Source organism: Paenochrobactrum sp. BZR 201-1, from assembly GCF_044987585.2.
GTDB lineage: Bacteria > Pseudomonadota > Alphaproteobacteria > Rhizobiales > Rhizobiaceae > Paenochrobactrum > Paenochrobactrum pullorum.
Window position 1 is genome coordinate 1 of record NZ_JBJDRZ020000015.1, and the last position, 17,211, is coordinate 17,211.

The 17,211-nt window shown below is 49.5% G+C and carries 12 protein-coding genes and 1 pseudogene; 8 read left to right on the forward strand and 5 right to left on the reverse strand.

Annotation, left to right across the window (positions count from 1 at the left end; genetic code table 11):
• Window positions 1-1,173: 1,173 nt before the first annotated feature.
• Window positions 1,174-1,391 (forward strand): annotated as a pseudogene (locus ACI0FR_RS10185) (IS6 family transposase); the annotation flags it as partial.
• A 169-nt stretch (window positions 1,392-1,560) separates the two neighbouring features.
• Window positions 1,561-2,616, forward strand: a complete 1,056-nt coding sequence (locus ACI0FR_RS10190; protein WP_374832171.1) for a P1 family peptidase — start codon at window positions 1,561-1,563, stop codon at window positions 2,614-2,616.
• Between the two features lie 68 nt (window positions 2,617-2,684).
• Here ACI0FR_RS10190 and lptE read toward each other — a convergent pair whose 3' ends face one another.
• Both lptE and leuS read right to left on the reverse strand, forming a co-directional pair.
• Window positions 2,685-3,260, reverse strand: coding sequence for an LPS assembly lipoprotein LptE (gene lptE, locus ACI0FR_RS10195; protein WP_404908123.1), 576 nt, complete (start codon window positions 3,258-3,260; stop codon window positions 2,685-2,687).
• Window positions 3,247-5,874, reverse strand: coding sequence for a leucine--tRNA ligase (gene leuS / locus ACI0FR_RS10200; RefSeq protein ID WP_404908126.1), 2,628 nt, complete (start codon window positions 5,872-5,874; stop codon window positions 3,247-3,249). Before leuS ends, lptE begins: the two co-directional genes overlap by 14 nt.
• Window positions 5,875-6,026: 152 nt before the next feature.
• On the opposite strand from leuS, the gene ACI0FR_RS10205 reads away from it, so the two are divergent.
• Window positions 6,027-6,719, forward strand: a complete 693-nt coding sequence (locus ACI0FR_RS10205) for a YggS family pyridoxal phosphate-dependent enzyme (RefSeq protein ID WP_404908129.1) — start codon at window positions 6,027-6,029, stop codon at window positions 6,717-6,719.
• Window positions 6,720-6,930: 211 nt separating this feature from the next.
• Complete coding sequence (gene acs / locus ACI0FR_RS10210) at window positions 6,931-8,886, forward strand: acetate--CoA ligase (protein ID WP_404908132.1); 1,956 nt, start codon at window positions 6,931-6,933, stop codon at window positions 8,884-8,886.
• Window positions 8,887-8,915: 29 nt separating this feature from the next.
• On the opposite strand, the gene ACI0FR_RS10215 is transcribed toward acs, so the two are convergent.
• Together ACI0FR_RS10215 and ACI0FR_RS10220 are read right to left on the reverse strand one after the other, a co-directional pair.
• Window positions 8,916-9,290 (reverse strand): ASCH domain-containing protein, encoded by a 375-nt coding sequence (locus ACI0FR_RS10215; protein WP_374832083.1) that lies wholly within the window; start codon window positions 9,288-9,290, stop codon window positions 8,916-8,918.
• A gap of 23 nt (window positions 9,291-9,313) precedes the next feature.
• Entirely contained in the window at window positions 9,314-9,535 is a 222-nt protein-coding gene (locus ACI0FR_RS10220; RefSeq protein WP_404908135.1) for a DUF1674 domain-containing protein, read from the reverse strand.
• A 247-nt stretch (window positions 9,536-9,782) separates the two neighbouring features.
• Here ACI0FR_RS10220 and htpX point away from each other — a divergent pair, with 247 nt between their 5' ends.
• The 4 genes from htpX to purH all read left to right on the forward strand — a co-directional run bounded on the left by htpX (window position 9,783) and on the right by purH (window position 15,790).
• A complete protein-coding gene (htpX, locus tag ACI0FR_RS10225) occupies window positions 9,783-10,739 on the forward strand; it encodes a zinc metalloprotease HtpX (RefSeq protein WP_374832087.1) in 957 nt (318 codons plus the stop codon).
• Between the two features lie 56 nt (window positions 10,740-10,795).
• Window positions 10,796-12,130 (forward strand): RsmB/NOP family class I SAM-dependent RNA methyltransferase, encoded by a 1,335-nt coding sequence (locus ACI0FR_RS10230; protein ID WP_404908179.1) that lies wholly within the window; start codon window positions 10,796-10,798, stop codon window positions 12,128-12,130.
• A 187-nt stretch (window positions 12,131-12,317) separates the two neighbouring features.
• Window positions 12,318-14,033, forward strand: a complete 1,716-nt coding sequence (locus ACI0FR_RS10235) for a heparinase II/III family protein (protein ID WP_374832089.1) — start codon at window positions 12,318-12,320, stop codon at window positions 14,031-14,033.
• Window positions 14,034-14,173: 140 nt separating this feature from the next.
• Window positions 14,174-15,790: a bifunctional phosphoribosylaminoimidazolecarboxamide formyltransferase/IMP cyclohydrolase gene (gene purH / locus ACI0FR_RS10240; RefSeq protein WP_374832091.1), complete on the forward strand. Its 1,617-nt coding sequence runs from the start codon at window positions 14,174-14,176 to the stop codon at window positions 15,788-15,790.
• Window positions 15,791-15,856: 66 nt separating this feature from the next.
• Here purH and ACI0FR_RS10245 read toward each other — a convergent pair whose 3' ends face one another.
• Entirely contained in the window at window positions 15,857-17,173 is a 1,317-nt protein-coding gene (locus ACI0FR_RS10245) for an MFS transporter (RefSeq protein ID WP_404908182.1), read from the reverse strand.
• Window positions 17,174-17,211: the final 38 nt, after the last annotated feature.

The following is a 17,211-nucleotide window of genomic DNA, read 5'->3' on the forward strand; positions in this document are numbered from 1 at the left end:
CGAGTAAATTGAACGCAACAATGTTCAAACAAGTATTGTCGCTTGGATAGTAGGGCGGCAACCACTCCATCTATTCAGACGGGCTATCCTGATGATATTGTTGTTGTTATCATACCACGGCACATAACCACAGAAATTGCAAACGACTCCTTTGCACAAGAACAACGAGAAGAATTTCTATTCACTAAAATTGATGCAGGTACCTCGCTCTGCGGAACTTATCCGACCAATGAACCAACATCGAAGGAATATACTGAATGCCATCGCACACGGTCCTCGCCAGTAGAAGAAGGTTCAAAATGACGCCGGTGCAAAAAGCCGAGAACCTCATTCGTCACTACTTTGCAATGTGCAATGCTGCTGAAATATGCGATCGCAATGGACCATTGAGAAAATTTTGGTCGCTGAAAATGGCCGCGAGGCAGCCATTGAATGAACACATTGGAAAACCACAATAGGCAAAGTCTTACGTGGGGATGAGTGGTATATTTTCAATGATGATATAATAAAAATCTGCTAAATTCGTGCTGATTATGCGTCCCCAGTCAAAAAACGGAAGCAAAAATAAATTGCATGATTTTGATTATGATGGTCGGGGATACGCTCTTGTTTCTCCCTTTCAGCATGATTGAAAAAGAGATGATAATGCAATTTACCATTATAACCCCCGATGATCTCACTGAAGGCACGCTGAAACGCAGGCTTGCCGCGCGGGAAGTACAATGCCGCAAATTCATGCCATGAAAACCGCCGGCACAATTATTGACGAAGGCGCTCTCCTCAATGATGAAATTTAATATCGGCAAACATTTGGAAGGTCATTGAAATCCTACCATTCCGACGAGTGCAATGTAGCACAAGCATGTAAAATAAATGAGGCCCGATGGCATAAATTTGCATTGCTCATTCATCTTTATAAACATGCCTTATAATCGTGCAATGCTAAAATAAACTTTATAATATTAGGTAAAGAGGAATATGACGATTCTGTCACATGGCACGCCCCAGGAAAACCCTACAAATCACTCAAATATATTAGAAAAATAAATTATCAAATACCGATCTCAAACACAGACATAAACCGAGTATAACAGTATAACTTCACTTAAAATAAAAACTTGAAAGATGAATATTGATTAATCAACGAGTGGAGCTATAGTCTTCTGAACTGTCGAAATCATTGAAATTGGACAGTTCAAGTATCTCAATAATATCCTTGAGCAAGACCGCCACTTATCAAACGGACCACCAAAACAATGTTGGGCTGCAGGGCAATCCATTCCGCCTCAACCATCATCATAGGGATCGAAGTAGGCCACATGATCCACAAGAACCAATTCGCCAACAATAGCCCCTCATCATTTCAGATATTTGCAGAAAATGCAGCATAAACGTGACTAAAGATAAAAACATTTCTACACGTTTATAAACTTTGCGACATTAGCTAACATCACATCACACAAATAAGATGATGATGATCAAACCGGAGGAAAATCATTGGATCGGAGAAATTTCACCAAGTCGCTTATCGGCCTTGGCGCTGCAGGTGTGGGCACGGTTATGTCTGCGGGCATGTCACATGCTGCCCAAACGAAGGAAACTGCAATGGAATTGACACCACTTTTGGGCGGCTCGATTATTGACGTACCGGGTATCAAGCTTGGACACCATACATTATCCACCCGTCCGACCGGCTGCAGTGTCCTTCTTTGTGAGGAAGGTGCCACTGCTGGTGTTGATGTACGCGGTTCTGCCCCCGGAACCCGCGAAACCGATCTGCTCGACCCAATCAACATGGTTGATAAGGTTCATGCGGTCATGCTCTCTGGCGGTAGTGCCTATGGCCTTGATGCCGCCAGCGGCGTGATGCGTTATTTGGAAGAAAACAAAATCGGCTTTAAAATCGGCAATGGCGTGGTGCCGATTGTTCCTGCTGCCATTTTGATGGATTTAGGCGTGGGTGACTTCTCAATTCGCCCTGATGCAGAAGCGGGCTATCAGGCATGTCTTGCTGCTACTACGTCTGAGAGTGCTGAAGGTAATATCGGTGCGGGCGCCGGTGCAACGGTTGGTAAGATGTTCGGCCCTGACTTCTCGATGAAAGGCGGCCTTGGAACTGCCAGCTATAAAGTGCCGGGCACTGACGTGGTTGTTGGCGCGATTGTCGCGGTCAATGCGGTGGGTGACGTTTATGATCCGCGCACCAACCAGATCATCGCTGGCGCACGCAATGAAGATGGCAACGGCTTCCGTGACACAGTCGGTGCGATCATGAATGGCCGCAATGTTGTCAAAGCAATTGGTGCCAACACGACCATTGGTGCGATTGCTACCAACGTACCATTCAACAAGGCACAGTTGAAAAAAGTCGCAGAGATGGCACATGACGGTTTTGCCCGCAGCATCAACCCGATCCACACCATGTCGGATGGCGATACAATTTTTGCGCTTTCCACCGGCAAGCTGGAAGGCGTTGAAGGCAATGTCACATCAATCGGCACGATTGCAGCTTTTGTCATGGCACAAGCGGTCGCCCGCGCCATTATGGCTGCCGAAAGCTTAACCGAATATAATCTGCCAGCATGGCGTGATTATACTGCAAATGTTGCCAACTAATCAGCAAATTGCAAAAAGCACCGCCCTGAAATTTCAAGGCGGTGCTTTTTTGTGACAAGCTTACAAATCTACAGTTTGGACAAATCCTGTGCCAATGACAGGAAGACCTGCTCGGCTAATTCGTCAGCTGCACGTTTTTGCGCATCCCGTTCAGCACGCAGATTTGCAAATTCCTGACGTGGACGATCAAAGGACGCCAAGACCGTGCGTTTGCCGCTGGCCACAGGTTTACCTTGATTATCCAGCAACACATAATTGGATGTTGCACGAACCGAACCTGCTGACGGACGACCGGTACGGTCGGTTTTTTCACCCACATCCACAGTTACCGCCGAAACAGTAGCTGTGGTCAAACCCATGCGCAGTTTGTAAACCGGATATTGTGGCTCGCCTGCCCCGCCACCCAGTAAGAAAATCAATCGGTTGCGAACGGTCTGCTGGAAAATGTCATTGGCTGGCTCGATTGACACCGATGCCAGTTTGGAACGCATATTCGGCGTCACACCCGCACCAATCTCACCACTACCGCCACCGGAATAAAGCGGCTGTACAGTACATCCAGCGACAGCCACAGCCATTGCCGCAATGGCAATGAGACTGCGAACCGGTGAAGTGACTTTCTTAATGCAGTCAGGCAACGACATTGACGATCCTTTGTGGCACTACAATGATCTTTTTAGGTGCGTTGCCCTGAAGGGCATGTTTCACGAAATCGAGTTCGAGCACCGCTTGCTGAATAGCAGATTGATCTGCATCGCGTGCGATTGTCAAATCCCCTTTTCGTTTGCCGTTGATTTGAACAGGTAAAACCACATCATTTTCAACAATCAATGCCGGATTGAACTGAGGCCATGCAGCGTCTGAGACCAATGTCGCTTGACCATTGATAGTGCCGCCCAGTGTTTTGGCGCATTCTTCCGCCAAGTGAGGCATCATCGGGGCAATCATCACCAGCAAGAATTCCAAAGCTTCACGTACTGCACCTTTCGATGCATCATCCGCTTCGCCATTTTTCACCTGCTGTAAACCGCCCGACAAAGCATTGACCAGCTCATAAAGACGAGCAACGGCACGGTTAAATGCCAGCTTTTCCAAATCTTCGCCAACAGCCTGCAACACTTTATGCGCTGCCTTGGAAACCTCCGCGGCATCACCTTCCATTGCCGGCTTTGGCGCTACATCTTTCAATGCATCAGCTGCTTCGCTTACCACACGCCAAACGCGCTGTACAAAACGATGCGCCCCTTCGGCACCCGCTTCGGTCCAGATCACGTCACGTTCCGGCGGGCTGTCAGAAAGCATGAACCAGCGCGCGGTATCGGCACCATAAGACGAAATAATATCATCCGGATCGACAACGTTTTTCTTCGACTTCGACATTTTTTCAATCGAGCCGATATCAACTTTTGCGCCTGTATCCAGCATCACGGCAGTGCGCGCACCATCATGATCTTCGATACGAATCTCAGCTGGCGAAACCCACTGACCATCGCATTTATAGGTTTCATGCACGACCATACCCTGCGTAAACAAGCCCTTGAACGGCTCTTCCACATTCAGGTGGCCGGTTGCTTTCATTGCACGGGTAAAGAAGCGCGAATAAAGCAGATGCAAAATCGCATGCTCAATACCGCCAATATACTGATCAACCGGCAGCCAGCCATCAACGGCTTTCAGATTGGTTGGTTCATTTTCAAATGGTGCAGTAAAGCGTGCAAAATACCATGATGAATCAACGAATGTATCCATCGTATCGGTTTCACGGCGGGCATCACCACCACAGCTCGGGCATTTCACATGACGCCAGCTCTCATGACGATCAAGCGGATTGCCCGGACGATCAAATGTCACATCATCAGGCAGTTTCACCGGCAGATCTACACGTTTAACCGGCTGCACACCACATGTTTCGCAATGGATCATCGGGATCGGGCAGCCCCAATAACGCTGACGAGAAATGCCCCAATCGCGCAGACGGAACTGCACCTTACGCTTGCCTTGCGGCTGGCCATCAAGCTGCTTTGTTTCCAGTTTTTCTGCAACTTTCTGGAAAGCTTCCTGCGGTGTCAAACCATCCAGAAACTGCGAATTGAACATGATGCCATCATCAGAATAAGCATCTTTTCCAACGCTGAATGTTGCTGCATCTGCGCCCTTTGGCAGCACTACAGGGCGCACCGGCAAGGAATATTTGTTGGCAAAATCCAAGTCGCGCTGATCATGGGCAGGACAGCCGAAAACAGCGCCTGTTCCATAGTCCATCAACACGAAATTGGCGACATAGACCGGCAAGGTCCAATTGTCATCAAACGGATGCTTAACGCGAAGACCAGTATCAAAGCCCTGCTTTTCAATGGTTTCGAGTGTCGCGACTGATGTGCCGTGATGATGGCATTCGGCAATGAAATCAGTCAGCGCAGCATTAGTGGGAGCCAGTTTTTTCGCCAGCGGATGATCTGCTGCGATCGCGATAAAAGACGCACCAAACAAAGTGTCGGGACGGGTTGTATAAACCTCAATATCGCCTGTTTCACCGCTCTTTGCATCCAGTTCAAAGCGCAGTTGCAGACCTTCGGATTTTCCAATCCAGTTTTTCTGCATCAGGCGAACTTTTTCAGGCCACTGGTCAAGACTGTCGAGTGCGGCCAACAGTTCTTCATTATAATCGGTGATTTTAAAGAACCACTGGGTCAGTTCGCGCTGCTCAACCAGAGCGCCCGAACGCCAGCCACGACCATCCACCACCTGCTCATTGGCAAGCACTGTATTATCGACCGGATCCCAGTTGACCTTTGAGGTTTTACGGGTCACCAGACCTTTTTCAAACATATCCAAAAACAGCATCTGCTGGCGATGGTAATAATCCACATCACAGGTCGCAAATTCGCGTGACCAATCCAGCGACAAGCCCATCGATTTCAGCTGACGCTTCATCGTGGCGATGTTCTGATAAGTCCATTCTTTTGGGTGCACTTTATTCTGCATCGCGGCATTTTCTGCCGGCATCCCAAAAGCATCCCAGCCCATTGGATGCAGCACATTAAAGCCACGCGCGCGTTTGTAACGTGCGACCACGTCACCCATAGCATAGTTGCGCACATGTCCCATATGAATACGACCCGACGGATATGGAAACATTTCCAGCACGTAATATTTTTCGCGCGGATCATCATTATCCGTTTCGAAGGTTTTTGCCTCGTCCCAAACCTTCTGCCAATGGGCTTCAGCGGTGCGGGGATTATAACGTTCGGTTGCCATGGCCGTATTTACTCGTACAAAGGGGATGAATAAAGAGTCTCAAACTTAGTTGCCGGAGCTTCATCACGTATTGAGATATGCGTCAAGTTTTTGGCGCGATTAACACGCATTTCTATTGAAAAAATCCGGTTTTATGACCTGAAAGGTGCAAAATGTCCTCACACGCCTCCCAAATCACGCAAGCACTCAATTCTGTTCGTCATGCGCTTGATTTAGCCACACGCGAAGCAAAACGTGAAGCCAATTCAGTTTCATTGATTGCCGTTTCCAAATTTTTTGATGCCGACAGCATCCGCCCTGCCCTTGAAAACGGCCAGTGTATTTTTGGCGAAAACCGCGTTCAGGAAGCACAAGGCAAATGGCCAAATTTGCGTGAAGAATATCAAGGTATAGAACTGCATTTGATAGGCCCGCTGCAATCAAACAAAGCGGCAGAGGCTGTTGCTCTTTTTGATGTCATCCAGACCATTGATCGCGAAAAAATCGCCTCCGCCATTGCACAAGAGATTAAAAAACAAGGCCGTAGCCCTAAACTCTACGTACAGGTCAACACTGGTTTAGAGCCGCAAAAAGCCGGCATTTCACCTCTGGAAACAGTGGCTTTCATCAAACATTGCCAAAGCGAGCACGATTTGCAGATTGAGGGCTTGATGTGCATTCCGCCGATCGATGAAAATCCGGGTCCGCATTTTGCTTTGTTGCAAAAGTTGGCGCGCGAAGCAGGCGTTGAAAAACTGTCGATGGGCATGTCATCCGACTACGAAACGGCAATCGCCTTTGGCGCAACATCGGTGCGCGTGGGTTCTGCAATTTTTGGTGATCGCCCACAAAACGCCAGCCAATAGGCCAGTTTTAAACGACTACAATAAACCGGTTTTCGTGCAATCTGTGCCTATTGTAAAGTTCTCTGCGGCATTTTGCATGCACTAAAGCCCTTTGTCTAACTTTACGTAAGACCTTTGCCGTTTATAAATAGAAAAAGCAGTGGTGATGTTTTAAAGGAATCGCCATGCATTCCGGCTTAGGGAGATTGGCCGGTCATTCACGGAGGAACTCATGTCAGATAAGCTGTATCCTGTCTTGCCGGGAGCAAAAGCCAATACACAAATGGATGAAGCGACCTATCAAGCGTGGTATCAGGAAAGTATCACTGATCCGGAGGCGTTTTGGGGCAAACACGGTAAGCGCATTGACTGGTTCAAGCCTTACACAAAAGTGAAAAACACCTCCTTTGAAGGTGATATTTCAATCAAATGGTTTGAAGATGGTGTAACCAACATTGCTTACAACTGTATCGACCGTCATTTGGAAAAGCGCGGCGATCAGGTTGCAATCATTTGGGAAGGTGATAATCCTTATATCGACAAGAAAATCACCTATCGCGAATTGCATGATAATGTTTGTCGTTTAGCCAATGTGCTGAAAGACAATGGCGTTCAAAAAGGTGATCGTGTCACCATTTACCTGCCAATGATCCCTGAGGCCGCTTATGCGATGCTCGCCTGTGCCCGTATCGGCGCAGTGCATTCCATCGTATTTGCCGGTTTTTCGCCGGAAGCACTTGCGGGACGTATAGTTGATTGTCAATCAACTTTTGTCATCACCTCGGATGAAGGCTTGCGCGGCGGCAAACCAATTGCCCTGAAAGAAAACACCGATAAAGCCATCGACATTGCAGCAAAGCAATATGTGATGGTCAACAAGGTGCTGGTTGTACGCCGCACCGGCGGTAAAATCAGCTGGGGTCCGGGACGCGATATCTGGTATCATCAGGAAATTGCCAAAGCTTCTCCTGTTTGCGAACCGGAACCAATGAATGCGGAAGACCCGCTTTTCATTCTTTACACCTCCGGCTCAACCGGCAAACCAAAAGGTGTTTTGCATACCACCGGCGGTTATCTTGTCTATGCATCAATAACTCATCAATATGTCTTCGATTATAAGGATGGTGATGTTTACTGGTGTACGGCGGATGTTGGCTGGGTTACCGGTCATTCCTATCTGGTCTATGGCCCGCTGGCCAATGGTGCTACCACATTGATGTTTGAAGGCGTACCGAATTTCCCTGATTATGGACGTTTCTGGGAAGTTGTGGACAAACATCACGTCAATATTTTCTATACCGCTCCAACCGCCATTCGCGCACTGATGGGTGCGGGTGATGAATTTGTAACCCATTCCTCCCGCTCATCATTGCGCCTGCTTGGCTCGGTTGGTGAACCGATCAATCCGGAAGCATGGGAATGGTATTATAATGTGGTTGGTGATCAGCGCTGCCCGATTGTCGATACATGGTGGCAGACTGAAACAGGCGGCATTTTGATTAGCCCGCTGCCGGGTGCAACGGCATTAAAACCGGGCTCGGCCACCCGTCCATTCTTCGGCATCAAACCACAGATTGTCGACAATGAAGGCCAAGTGCTGGAGGGTGTGACCGACGGCAATCTCTGCATCATTGATTCATGGCCATCACAGGCAAGGACGCTTTATGGCGACCATGCCCGCTTTAAAGAGGCGTATTTCTCCACCTATCCGGGCAAATATTTCTCCGGGGACGGTGTGCGCCGCGACGAAGACGACTATTACTGGATCACAGGCCGCGTTGATGACGTTCTGAATATTTCAGGTCACCGTATGGGAACGGCTGAAATTGAATCGGCACTGGTTTCGCATCATGATGTGTCGGAAGCAGCGGTTGTCGGCTATCCGCATGCCATCAAAGGACAGGGCATCTATTGCTATGTCACACTGATGTCAGACGCTGAAGCCAAAGATCAGGACGAATTGCGCAAAGAGCTGATTGCACATGTGCGCTCCGAGATCGGGCCAATTGCAACACCTGATAAAATCCAGTTTGCACCGGGCTTGCCAAAGACACGCTCCGGCAAAATCATGCGCCGTATTTTGCGTAAAATTGCCGAAGATGATTTCGGCACCTTGGGCGACACTTCCACTCTTGCCGATCCGGCGGTGGTGGATGATCTGATTGACCAGCGCCAGAACAAAAAATAATAATCAAAAAGGCCGGATTTATCCGGCCTTCATTTTATTTGCAGGTTTTCTTCGTCCACTTCCAACAAATATATTTTACGTTTAGCTATCGCTCTGAACGGCCGCATCAAAGGACGAATATTATTAATTTCCCAAGCAAGCCAGCCATCCTCATAATAGGATGAACAGGTTGCTTTCATATCATCGTGTCTGAAGTTACGTATTCCAGCAATTTGGATTAAAGCGATAGCATATCCATCTGGATCCGTCTCTTTTGTCGGTGATAAATAATGCTGGTTCTCAACAACCAACAAATCCTCATTCTCACTCAAGTCGGGTCGCCAACGCCTGACTTCAAGTGTTTTCTCGCCGCGCACAATCATACTTCCACTGGGTGCGACAATAGAAATGGCCTTTATTTTCATAAAATCTCACAGGCCATTAGTGATTAAAAATCAATGCTGCGGCCTTTGATTTCCCAATCACCAAAACGTGCAGGGTCTTTGCCGCCGCGCCCGCCAATTTCTCGTGGGGGGGCTGTCTGTTCATCAATTTTCCGGCGCTCTTCTGCTTCTTTTAGCGCACGTTGTGCAGCCGGAGGCAAATCGTTAAAGTCACGCGCCTTCGCAGCCATATCCTGTACCTGATCTGCCACATCATTCTTGGTCATAACCACTATCCCACACTATTATCGACAATAAGTTCGAAAGCTAATTATTGAAGCTTGGCGTTCTGATCCCCATGATATAGGCAAGATCAATTACTGTGCAAAGCATTTTCAGCGCATCCTGAAAAGTGTGAAGCAGTTTTCAGAAAAAGATGCGCGTAAAACAAAGGACAAGAGCATTTTCAGTGATTCAATTTAAACTGAGAATGCTCTAATTTGATAATTTGCACATCGTTTCAGGAGATAGCCAATGAACATGACAAGAACAGCCATGCTGATTGCCTTGATGACAGTCATGTTTATGAGTGTCGGTTATCTGTTGGGCGGCAGCGGCGGCATGCTGATTGCACTGCTGATTGCTATTGCCATGAATGCGATCGGCTATTGGAATTCAGACAAAATGGTGTTGCGTATGTATAATGCGCAAGAAGCCGACGAGCGTACAGCGCCTGAATATTTCCGTATTGTCCGCGGTCTTGCTGCCAATGCCGGTTTGCCGACACCTAAAATCTATATCATCAATGAGGATCAGGCCAATGCTTTTGCCACCGGACGCAATCCGGAAAACGCAGCTGTTGCCGCAACAACCGGCCTGTTACAGCGTTTGACACCGGAAGAAATTGCCGGTGTGATGGCACATGAACTGGCCCATGTACAAAACCGTGATACATTGACAATGACGATCACCGCCACCTTGGCCGGTGCAATTTCAATGCTCGGCAATTTTGCACTTTTCTTCAGCGGCAACCGTGAAAACGGCAATAATATTTTAAGCATTATCGGCACGATCATTGCGATGATTGTCGCCCCTTTTGCAGCCATGATCGTGCAAATGGCAGTAAGCCGAACCCGCGAATATGCTGCCGACCGCAGAGGCGCTGAAATTTGCGGCAATCCGCTTTGGCTTGCCTCGGCTTTGAATAAAATTGCCCGTAGTGCCAAAACGACGGTTAATGAAGAAGCCGAGCATAATCCGGCAACGGCACATATGTTTATTATCAACCCGCTTTCAGGACGCGGTGCAGATAATTTGTTTTCAACCCATCCGGATACTGATAATCGCATTGCAGCTTTGCAGCAAATGGCGGCAGAGATGGGCATGTCTTATTCAACCCCTTCATCATCAGCAGTACGTGGCCCTTGGGGCAGCGCTGCAGAAAATAATGATGATCAGGGCTCAACCGGCTTTAAAGGACCGTGGTCGTGAACCAAACAAAAAATAACAATGCCGGAAAAAAACGGATTTTCAAACAGCATAATGACATGTTCGACCGTCCGGGTCTGGCAGCACGCCTTTGTGCGCAGCGCCTGCTTGGCGCAGTCATTGAAAAAAACAGCTCCCTTGACGGTTTGACCGATAATAATACCGGCAATGCGCAATATCTGGCGCTCGAGCCACGTGACCGCTCTCTTGTGCGCGCGATCCTTGGCACATCTTTGCGCAATCGCGGCACGATTGAACAGACAATCAGCCGTTTGCTTGATCGTCCGCTGCCGGAAAATGCCCATTCTCTGAAACATCTTTTGCATGTGGCAACCGCCCAAATCCTTTATCTTTCGGTGCCGGATCACTCGGCCGTCGATCTGGCTGTCACGGCTGCCGACAGTGATCCGCGCAACCGCAAATATGCCGGTCTTGTGAACGCAATTTTACGTCGTATTGTGCGCTCAAAAGAAAAGGTGCTGGCACATGCTGCCAAAACCGACCAAGCCGCCAACAATGTGCCTGCATGGTTCAATGATATGTTGATTGCCGCTTATGGCGAGGAAAAATCTGCCAGGATTTTGCAAATGCAAACCTATGAGCCGCCCATTGACCTCACTGTCAAAGGCGACCCGAAACATTGGGCGGAGGTGCTAAACGGCACTATTTTGCCAAATGGTTCTGTGCGTTTGGGCTCGTTTGAAGGCTCGCTCACCGATTTGCAAGGTTTTGAAGAAGGCGAATGGTGGGTGCAGGATATGGCTGCAAGCCTGCCCGCCCGCCTGATGGGTGACTTGAAGGGCAAAAAAGTGGCCGATCTTTGCGCGGCTCCAGGTGGGAAAACCGCCCAACTCGCGCTTGCCGGTGCCGATGTGACCGCTCTTGATCTCTCCGCCAATCGCTTGAAACGCCTGCAAGGTAATTTTGACCGTCTGAAACTGCCGGTTAAAACACACCAAACCAACCTTATGGACTATGAACCGGAAGAGCTTTTTGACGCTGTCCTTCTGGATGCGCCTTGCTCATCCACCGGCACTGTGCGCCGCCATCCGGATGTGCCTTGGACAAAAACACCCGACGATCTGGCAAAGCTTGCAACCGTGCAGGCCAATCTGCTGGCGCGTTCAGTCGACTTCGTCAAGCCGGGTGGAATTATTGTTTTTTCCAATTGCTCGCTGGATCCGCTTGAGGGCGAAGACGTGGCAAGGGCAGCGCTCAAAAATCCGACATTGGAAGCCTATCCGATTACTGCACAAGATTGTGAAGGGATCGAAAACCTCATCACCGTTGAAGGTTTTTTACGCTCGACTCCTGCAGATATGCCGCATGAAGATCCGCAACTTGCAGGGATGGACGGATTTTTTGCCGCCCGTTTTCGTAAAAAAATGTCATAGTCCGGTTTTAAATAACTGATACCCCAATGAATTGTGAGTTTTAACCTATACAGTAGATTACTGTTATGGTTAACACTCGATTCACCATTCTTGTAGCATTATACACTTAGAAGAGAAGGCCTGTGATTTGGCCTTTTGCTGACCAATGACATATGATTCCGTAAATTCAGGCAAGGAGACCGGCCGCGTGACTGTCGCCCTCAGCGAAACCCCGCATTTATGGGGACTGGCTGCCGCACAAACATGGCGGCGCTTCAGTCGTCGTTTGCGCATGGGGCCGCTATATCGCTGGCGCTTTACCGGGTTCACTCCAGAACGCATTCTTATTGCGCCGCCTGATTTGCGCGTCGCTGACCCGCAACTTGCACAAGAATTTTACCACGGGCGTTTTGCACTCGCCGGACGCATGGTGGAAACCGGTGGTTTTTCACCTTTCGCCGTTGAACCGCCAACCCATGCTTGGGAAGCAGCATTGCACGGTTTTGGCTGGCTGCGTCATATGCGCAGTGCCGAAACAGACCTTGCCAAAGCCAACACACGTGCACTCGTTGACGACTGGATCAAGCTGCATAGCAAACGCATCAATGGCATGGCATGGGAGCCGGAAGTCACCGCACAGCGCATAATTGCTTGGCTTCAGCATTCCAATTTGATTTTGGAAGGGGCAGAACTGCCGGCATATCGTAAATTTATGCGCTCGCTTGCCATGCAAGTGCGTTATTTGCGCACTGTTGCTGCGGTGATGGATGATGGTGAAGAAAAACTTCGTGCCCGCATTGCGCTTGCATTTGCCTCTCTTGCATTGCCGATGTCGCCATCAACAGTGCGCGCTGCCAAGCGCAATCTGGAATATGAGCTGAACCGCCAGATTTTACCCGATGGCGGCCATATTTCGCGCAATCCCGTCACCGTACTGGAATTACTGGCCGATCTTTTGCCATTGCGACAAACCTATGCCAATGGCACCGAAACACCGCCTAAAGCACTGATTGAAGCAGTCGAGCGCATGCTGCCGGCTTTGCGTTTTTTCCGCCATCAAGACGGAAGTCTGGCACTTTTTAACGGTGTGGGGCCAACGCTGCCAGAGCGCATTATCTCTGTTTTGCGTCATGATGAAACCGCAGGCGCGCCGCTCACCCATGCGCCTTATTCCGGCTATGAACGCTTATCGATGGGGTCGACTACGATTATTGCCGATACTGGCCTGCCGCCGCCGGTGACTGCATCGCGCGATGCCCATGCCGGTTGTCTATCATTTGAAATGTCATCCGGTCGCCAGCGCTATATCGTCAATTCGGGTATCGACCGTTACGGCCCTGCCGAGTTCCGCCCACTCGGGCGTTCAACAGCGGCGCACACAACAGCCACCATCAACGATACATCATCCTGCCGTTTCAGCCTCACTTCAGGCCTGTCCAAAATGCTGGGCACGCCGATCATTGCAGGCCCCATCAAAGTGCATCGTGAGCATATCGAAGATATCGGCACGCAAGGTTTTCTGGCAAGTCATGACGGCTATGCACGTCTTTTCGGCATTCATCATGAGCGCCGTGTTTGTCTTTCCCATAGCGGCAGTATCATTCAAGGCTCAGACCGCTTTTATCGTGAAGACGGCAAGCCGATGGGCGGCAAAACCCGCGATATAATTGCCGTGCGCTTCCACGTTCACCCATCCGTTCATGTGGAATTTAACGAAGACGGTTTGCTGGTGCTTTCTGCCGAGCGCGATGACACATGGGCTTTTTCCTGCTTTGAAATAGCGCCGCAACTGGAAGACTCAATCTTCTTTGCCGGTTTCCGCGGGCCTGTGCGCAGCAAACAAATTGTGCTGCATTTTTCCGGTTCCGAGCTGGAACAGGTCAATTGGCAGCTGACACGCATCGCCCTTGGCAATTATGTTTGAGACAAAAGAACTCAAAAAGTCTTCAAATGAAGGATTTTGACATTAAAAGTTACAAAGACCGGCTTTTAAGATAGGATTCATCCGCCCCTTGTGCTAACCCGCAGCCATCCCCTCACGTTTCATCAACGAAGAGAATTTCCATGGCTGTTAGTTCCAAACATATCCCCGCCCCTGATCTGTGTCAGGTGCGGCGCGCGCTGTTGTCTGTATCGGATAAAACCGGTCTTATCGAATTTGCTCAAGCTCTGCATGATCAGGGTGTTGAACTGCTGTCCACCGGTGGCACGGCAAAAGCAATAGCCGCTGCTGGTATTCCGGTGCGCGATGTGTCCGAAATTACCGGTTTTCCGGAAATCATGGATGGTCGTGTCAAGACATTGCACCCATCGGTGCATGGTGCTCTGCTTGCTGTCCGCAATGATCCGGAACATGTCAGTGCCATGGAAGAACATAATATTCACGGCATTGATCTGGCTGTCATCAATCTCTACCCGTTTGAAGAAGTGCGCTACCAAGGCGGCGACTACGATACAACGGTTGAGAATATCGACATTGGTGGCCCTGCAATGATCCGTGCATCGGCCAAAAACCATGCTTATGTGACAACTGTTGTTGACCCGCAAGATTATGCGCTGGTTGTTGCAGAGCTGAAACAAAACAGTGGTTCATTGCCATACGCCTTCCGCCAACAGATGGCTGCAAAGGCGTTTTCACGCACTGCCGCTTATGATGCAGCCATTTCCGGCTGGTTTGCTGAAAGCCTTAGCCAAGAAGCACCAAAATGGCGCTCGCTTGCAGGCACTTTGCATTCGGTCATGCGTTATGGTGAAAACCCGCATCAGAAAGCTGGCTTTTATCTCACCGGTGAAAACCGCGCCGGTGTTGCAACAGCCACCCAGCTTCAGGGCAAGCAGCTTTCTTACAACAATATCAATGATACTGATGCAGCTTTTGAGCTGGTTGCCGAATTTGACCCTGCCCGAACCAGTGCAGTAGCAATCATCAAGCACGCCAATCCATGCGGCGTGGCTGAAGGTAACAGCATTAAAGATGCTTACCTTAAAGCTTTGGCTTGCGATCCGGTTTCAGCCTTTGGCGGTATTGTAGCTCTCAACAAAACCCTGGATGCAGAGGCTGCCGAAGAAATCGTCAAAATCTTCACCGAAGTGATCATTGCGCCTGATGCAACTGAGGAAGCACAAGCAATCGTTGCAGCCAAGAAAAACTTGCGCCTGCTTACCACTGGTGGTTTGCCCGATCCACGTAGCCAAGGCATTTCAGCCAAAACCGTTGCTGGCGGCTTGCTGATCCAGTCACGCGACAATGGCAATATTGATGACCTCGATCTGAAAGTTGTCACCAAACGCACACCTACTGACGCTGAAATGAACGACCTCAAATTCGCGTTCCGCGTTGCCAAGCACGTTAAATCCAACGCAATCGTCTATGTTAAAGACGGTGCAACTGTCGGTGTTGGTGCAGGCCAGATGAGCCGCGTGGATTCTGCCCGTATTGCAGCGCGAAAAGCAGAAGATGCGGCAGAAACCGCTAATCTGGATGCGCCACTCACAAAGGGTTCAGTTGTTGCATCCGATGCGTTCTTCCCGTTCGCTGACGGTTTGCTGTCTGCTATTGAAGCTGGTGCCACGGCAGTTATCCAGCCGGGCGGCTCCATGCGTGATGATGAAGTGATCGCTGCTGCTGATGAACATGGCATTGCTATGGTGATGACCGGCATGCGCCACTTCCGTCACTAAGCATTACCGATTGTTTAAACAAATACACCGCCGGATGATTTCGGCGGTGTTTTTTGTATTTCAATTTTAGACTTTTGCTGCCGGATAAGGCGTTCTTGCAATCAGCAATAACCCGCCAATAAAAAATGCCAGCAGCACAGCCATACCGAGACGCGGCGAACCAAGCGCCATTGTCACTGTCGCCACTAAAAACGGCGCCACAAAGCTGGTCGCACGACCAGCCAATGCGTAAATGCCAAAATAACGCCCTGCTTCTTCCGGTTTGACGCTACATGCAAACCATGAGCGCGATGAAGCCTGCACCGGGCCAAAAGCAAATCCGATCAGCAAACCATAAACCAGATAGGCTCGCTCAGCACCGGTGGCAAACAGCCCTTCTCCATCAAGGCCAAATGTCAAAAGCCCGAATAAAGTATAGTCGGTTCCGGTTGAAATAATCCCCACCGTTGCAATCAGCAACAAGATGAGAGAGGCAATCACAATCGGCTTGGAGCCAAAAACGGCGTCACAACGGCTGGCAATCAGACAGCCGAAAATCGCCACTATATTGAGAATAATGCCAAAAATCCCGACTTCCGTGATTGTCCAGCCGAACATGGCGGCAGCAAAACCGCCCCCCAGCGCCAGCAAGGCATTAACACCATCCTGATAAATCATCCGTGCGATTAAAAACCGCACGATGCCGGAGCGCTGGCGCACTTCATTTAATGTTGCTTTCAGCTCGCTCAAGCCCGACCGGATGGCAGGCATCAAGCGCGACGCTTTAGGAGAATCGGGCGTGAATAAAAACATCGGCAGAATGAAGATAAAATACCATACGGCACTTAAAGGTCCTGTGATACGCGCATCTTCGCCCATCACCGGATCAAGTCCCCATAAAGGCTTGATACCGATCAGCGTGGTGCCGGTTTCGGGCGATGCCGCCAGACATGTCACCACAAAAATCAGCATAATCATGCCGCCTAAATAACCAAGTCCCCAAGCAATATTGGAAATACGGCCGATATCTTCGCGCGCAACCAAGCGCGGCATCATCGAGTCATTAAAAACAATCGAAAATTCTGCCGCGACTGACGCCAGTGCAAAAAAGATCAACACCACCACAAGCGACGAGCCGGGTGCCGCGAACCATAGCATTGTTAGGCAGATGATTTTAATGGCTGCGAAAAAGCCGATCCAAGGCTTACGTGCCCCTGTTTTATCGGCAACTGCACCCAAAACAGGGGACAGTATAGCAATCACAAATCCGGCGATAGCTACACCATAGCCCCATGCGGCTTGTCCTTGCGCCGGATCTTCCGCCATACGCGCAATAAAATAAGGCCCGAAAATAAAAGTGGTCACAACGGTGAAAAATGGTTGTGCTGCCCAGTCAAACAGCATCCAGCCCCAAATGCCGCGTTTGGGTGTTGCTAAAACGC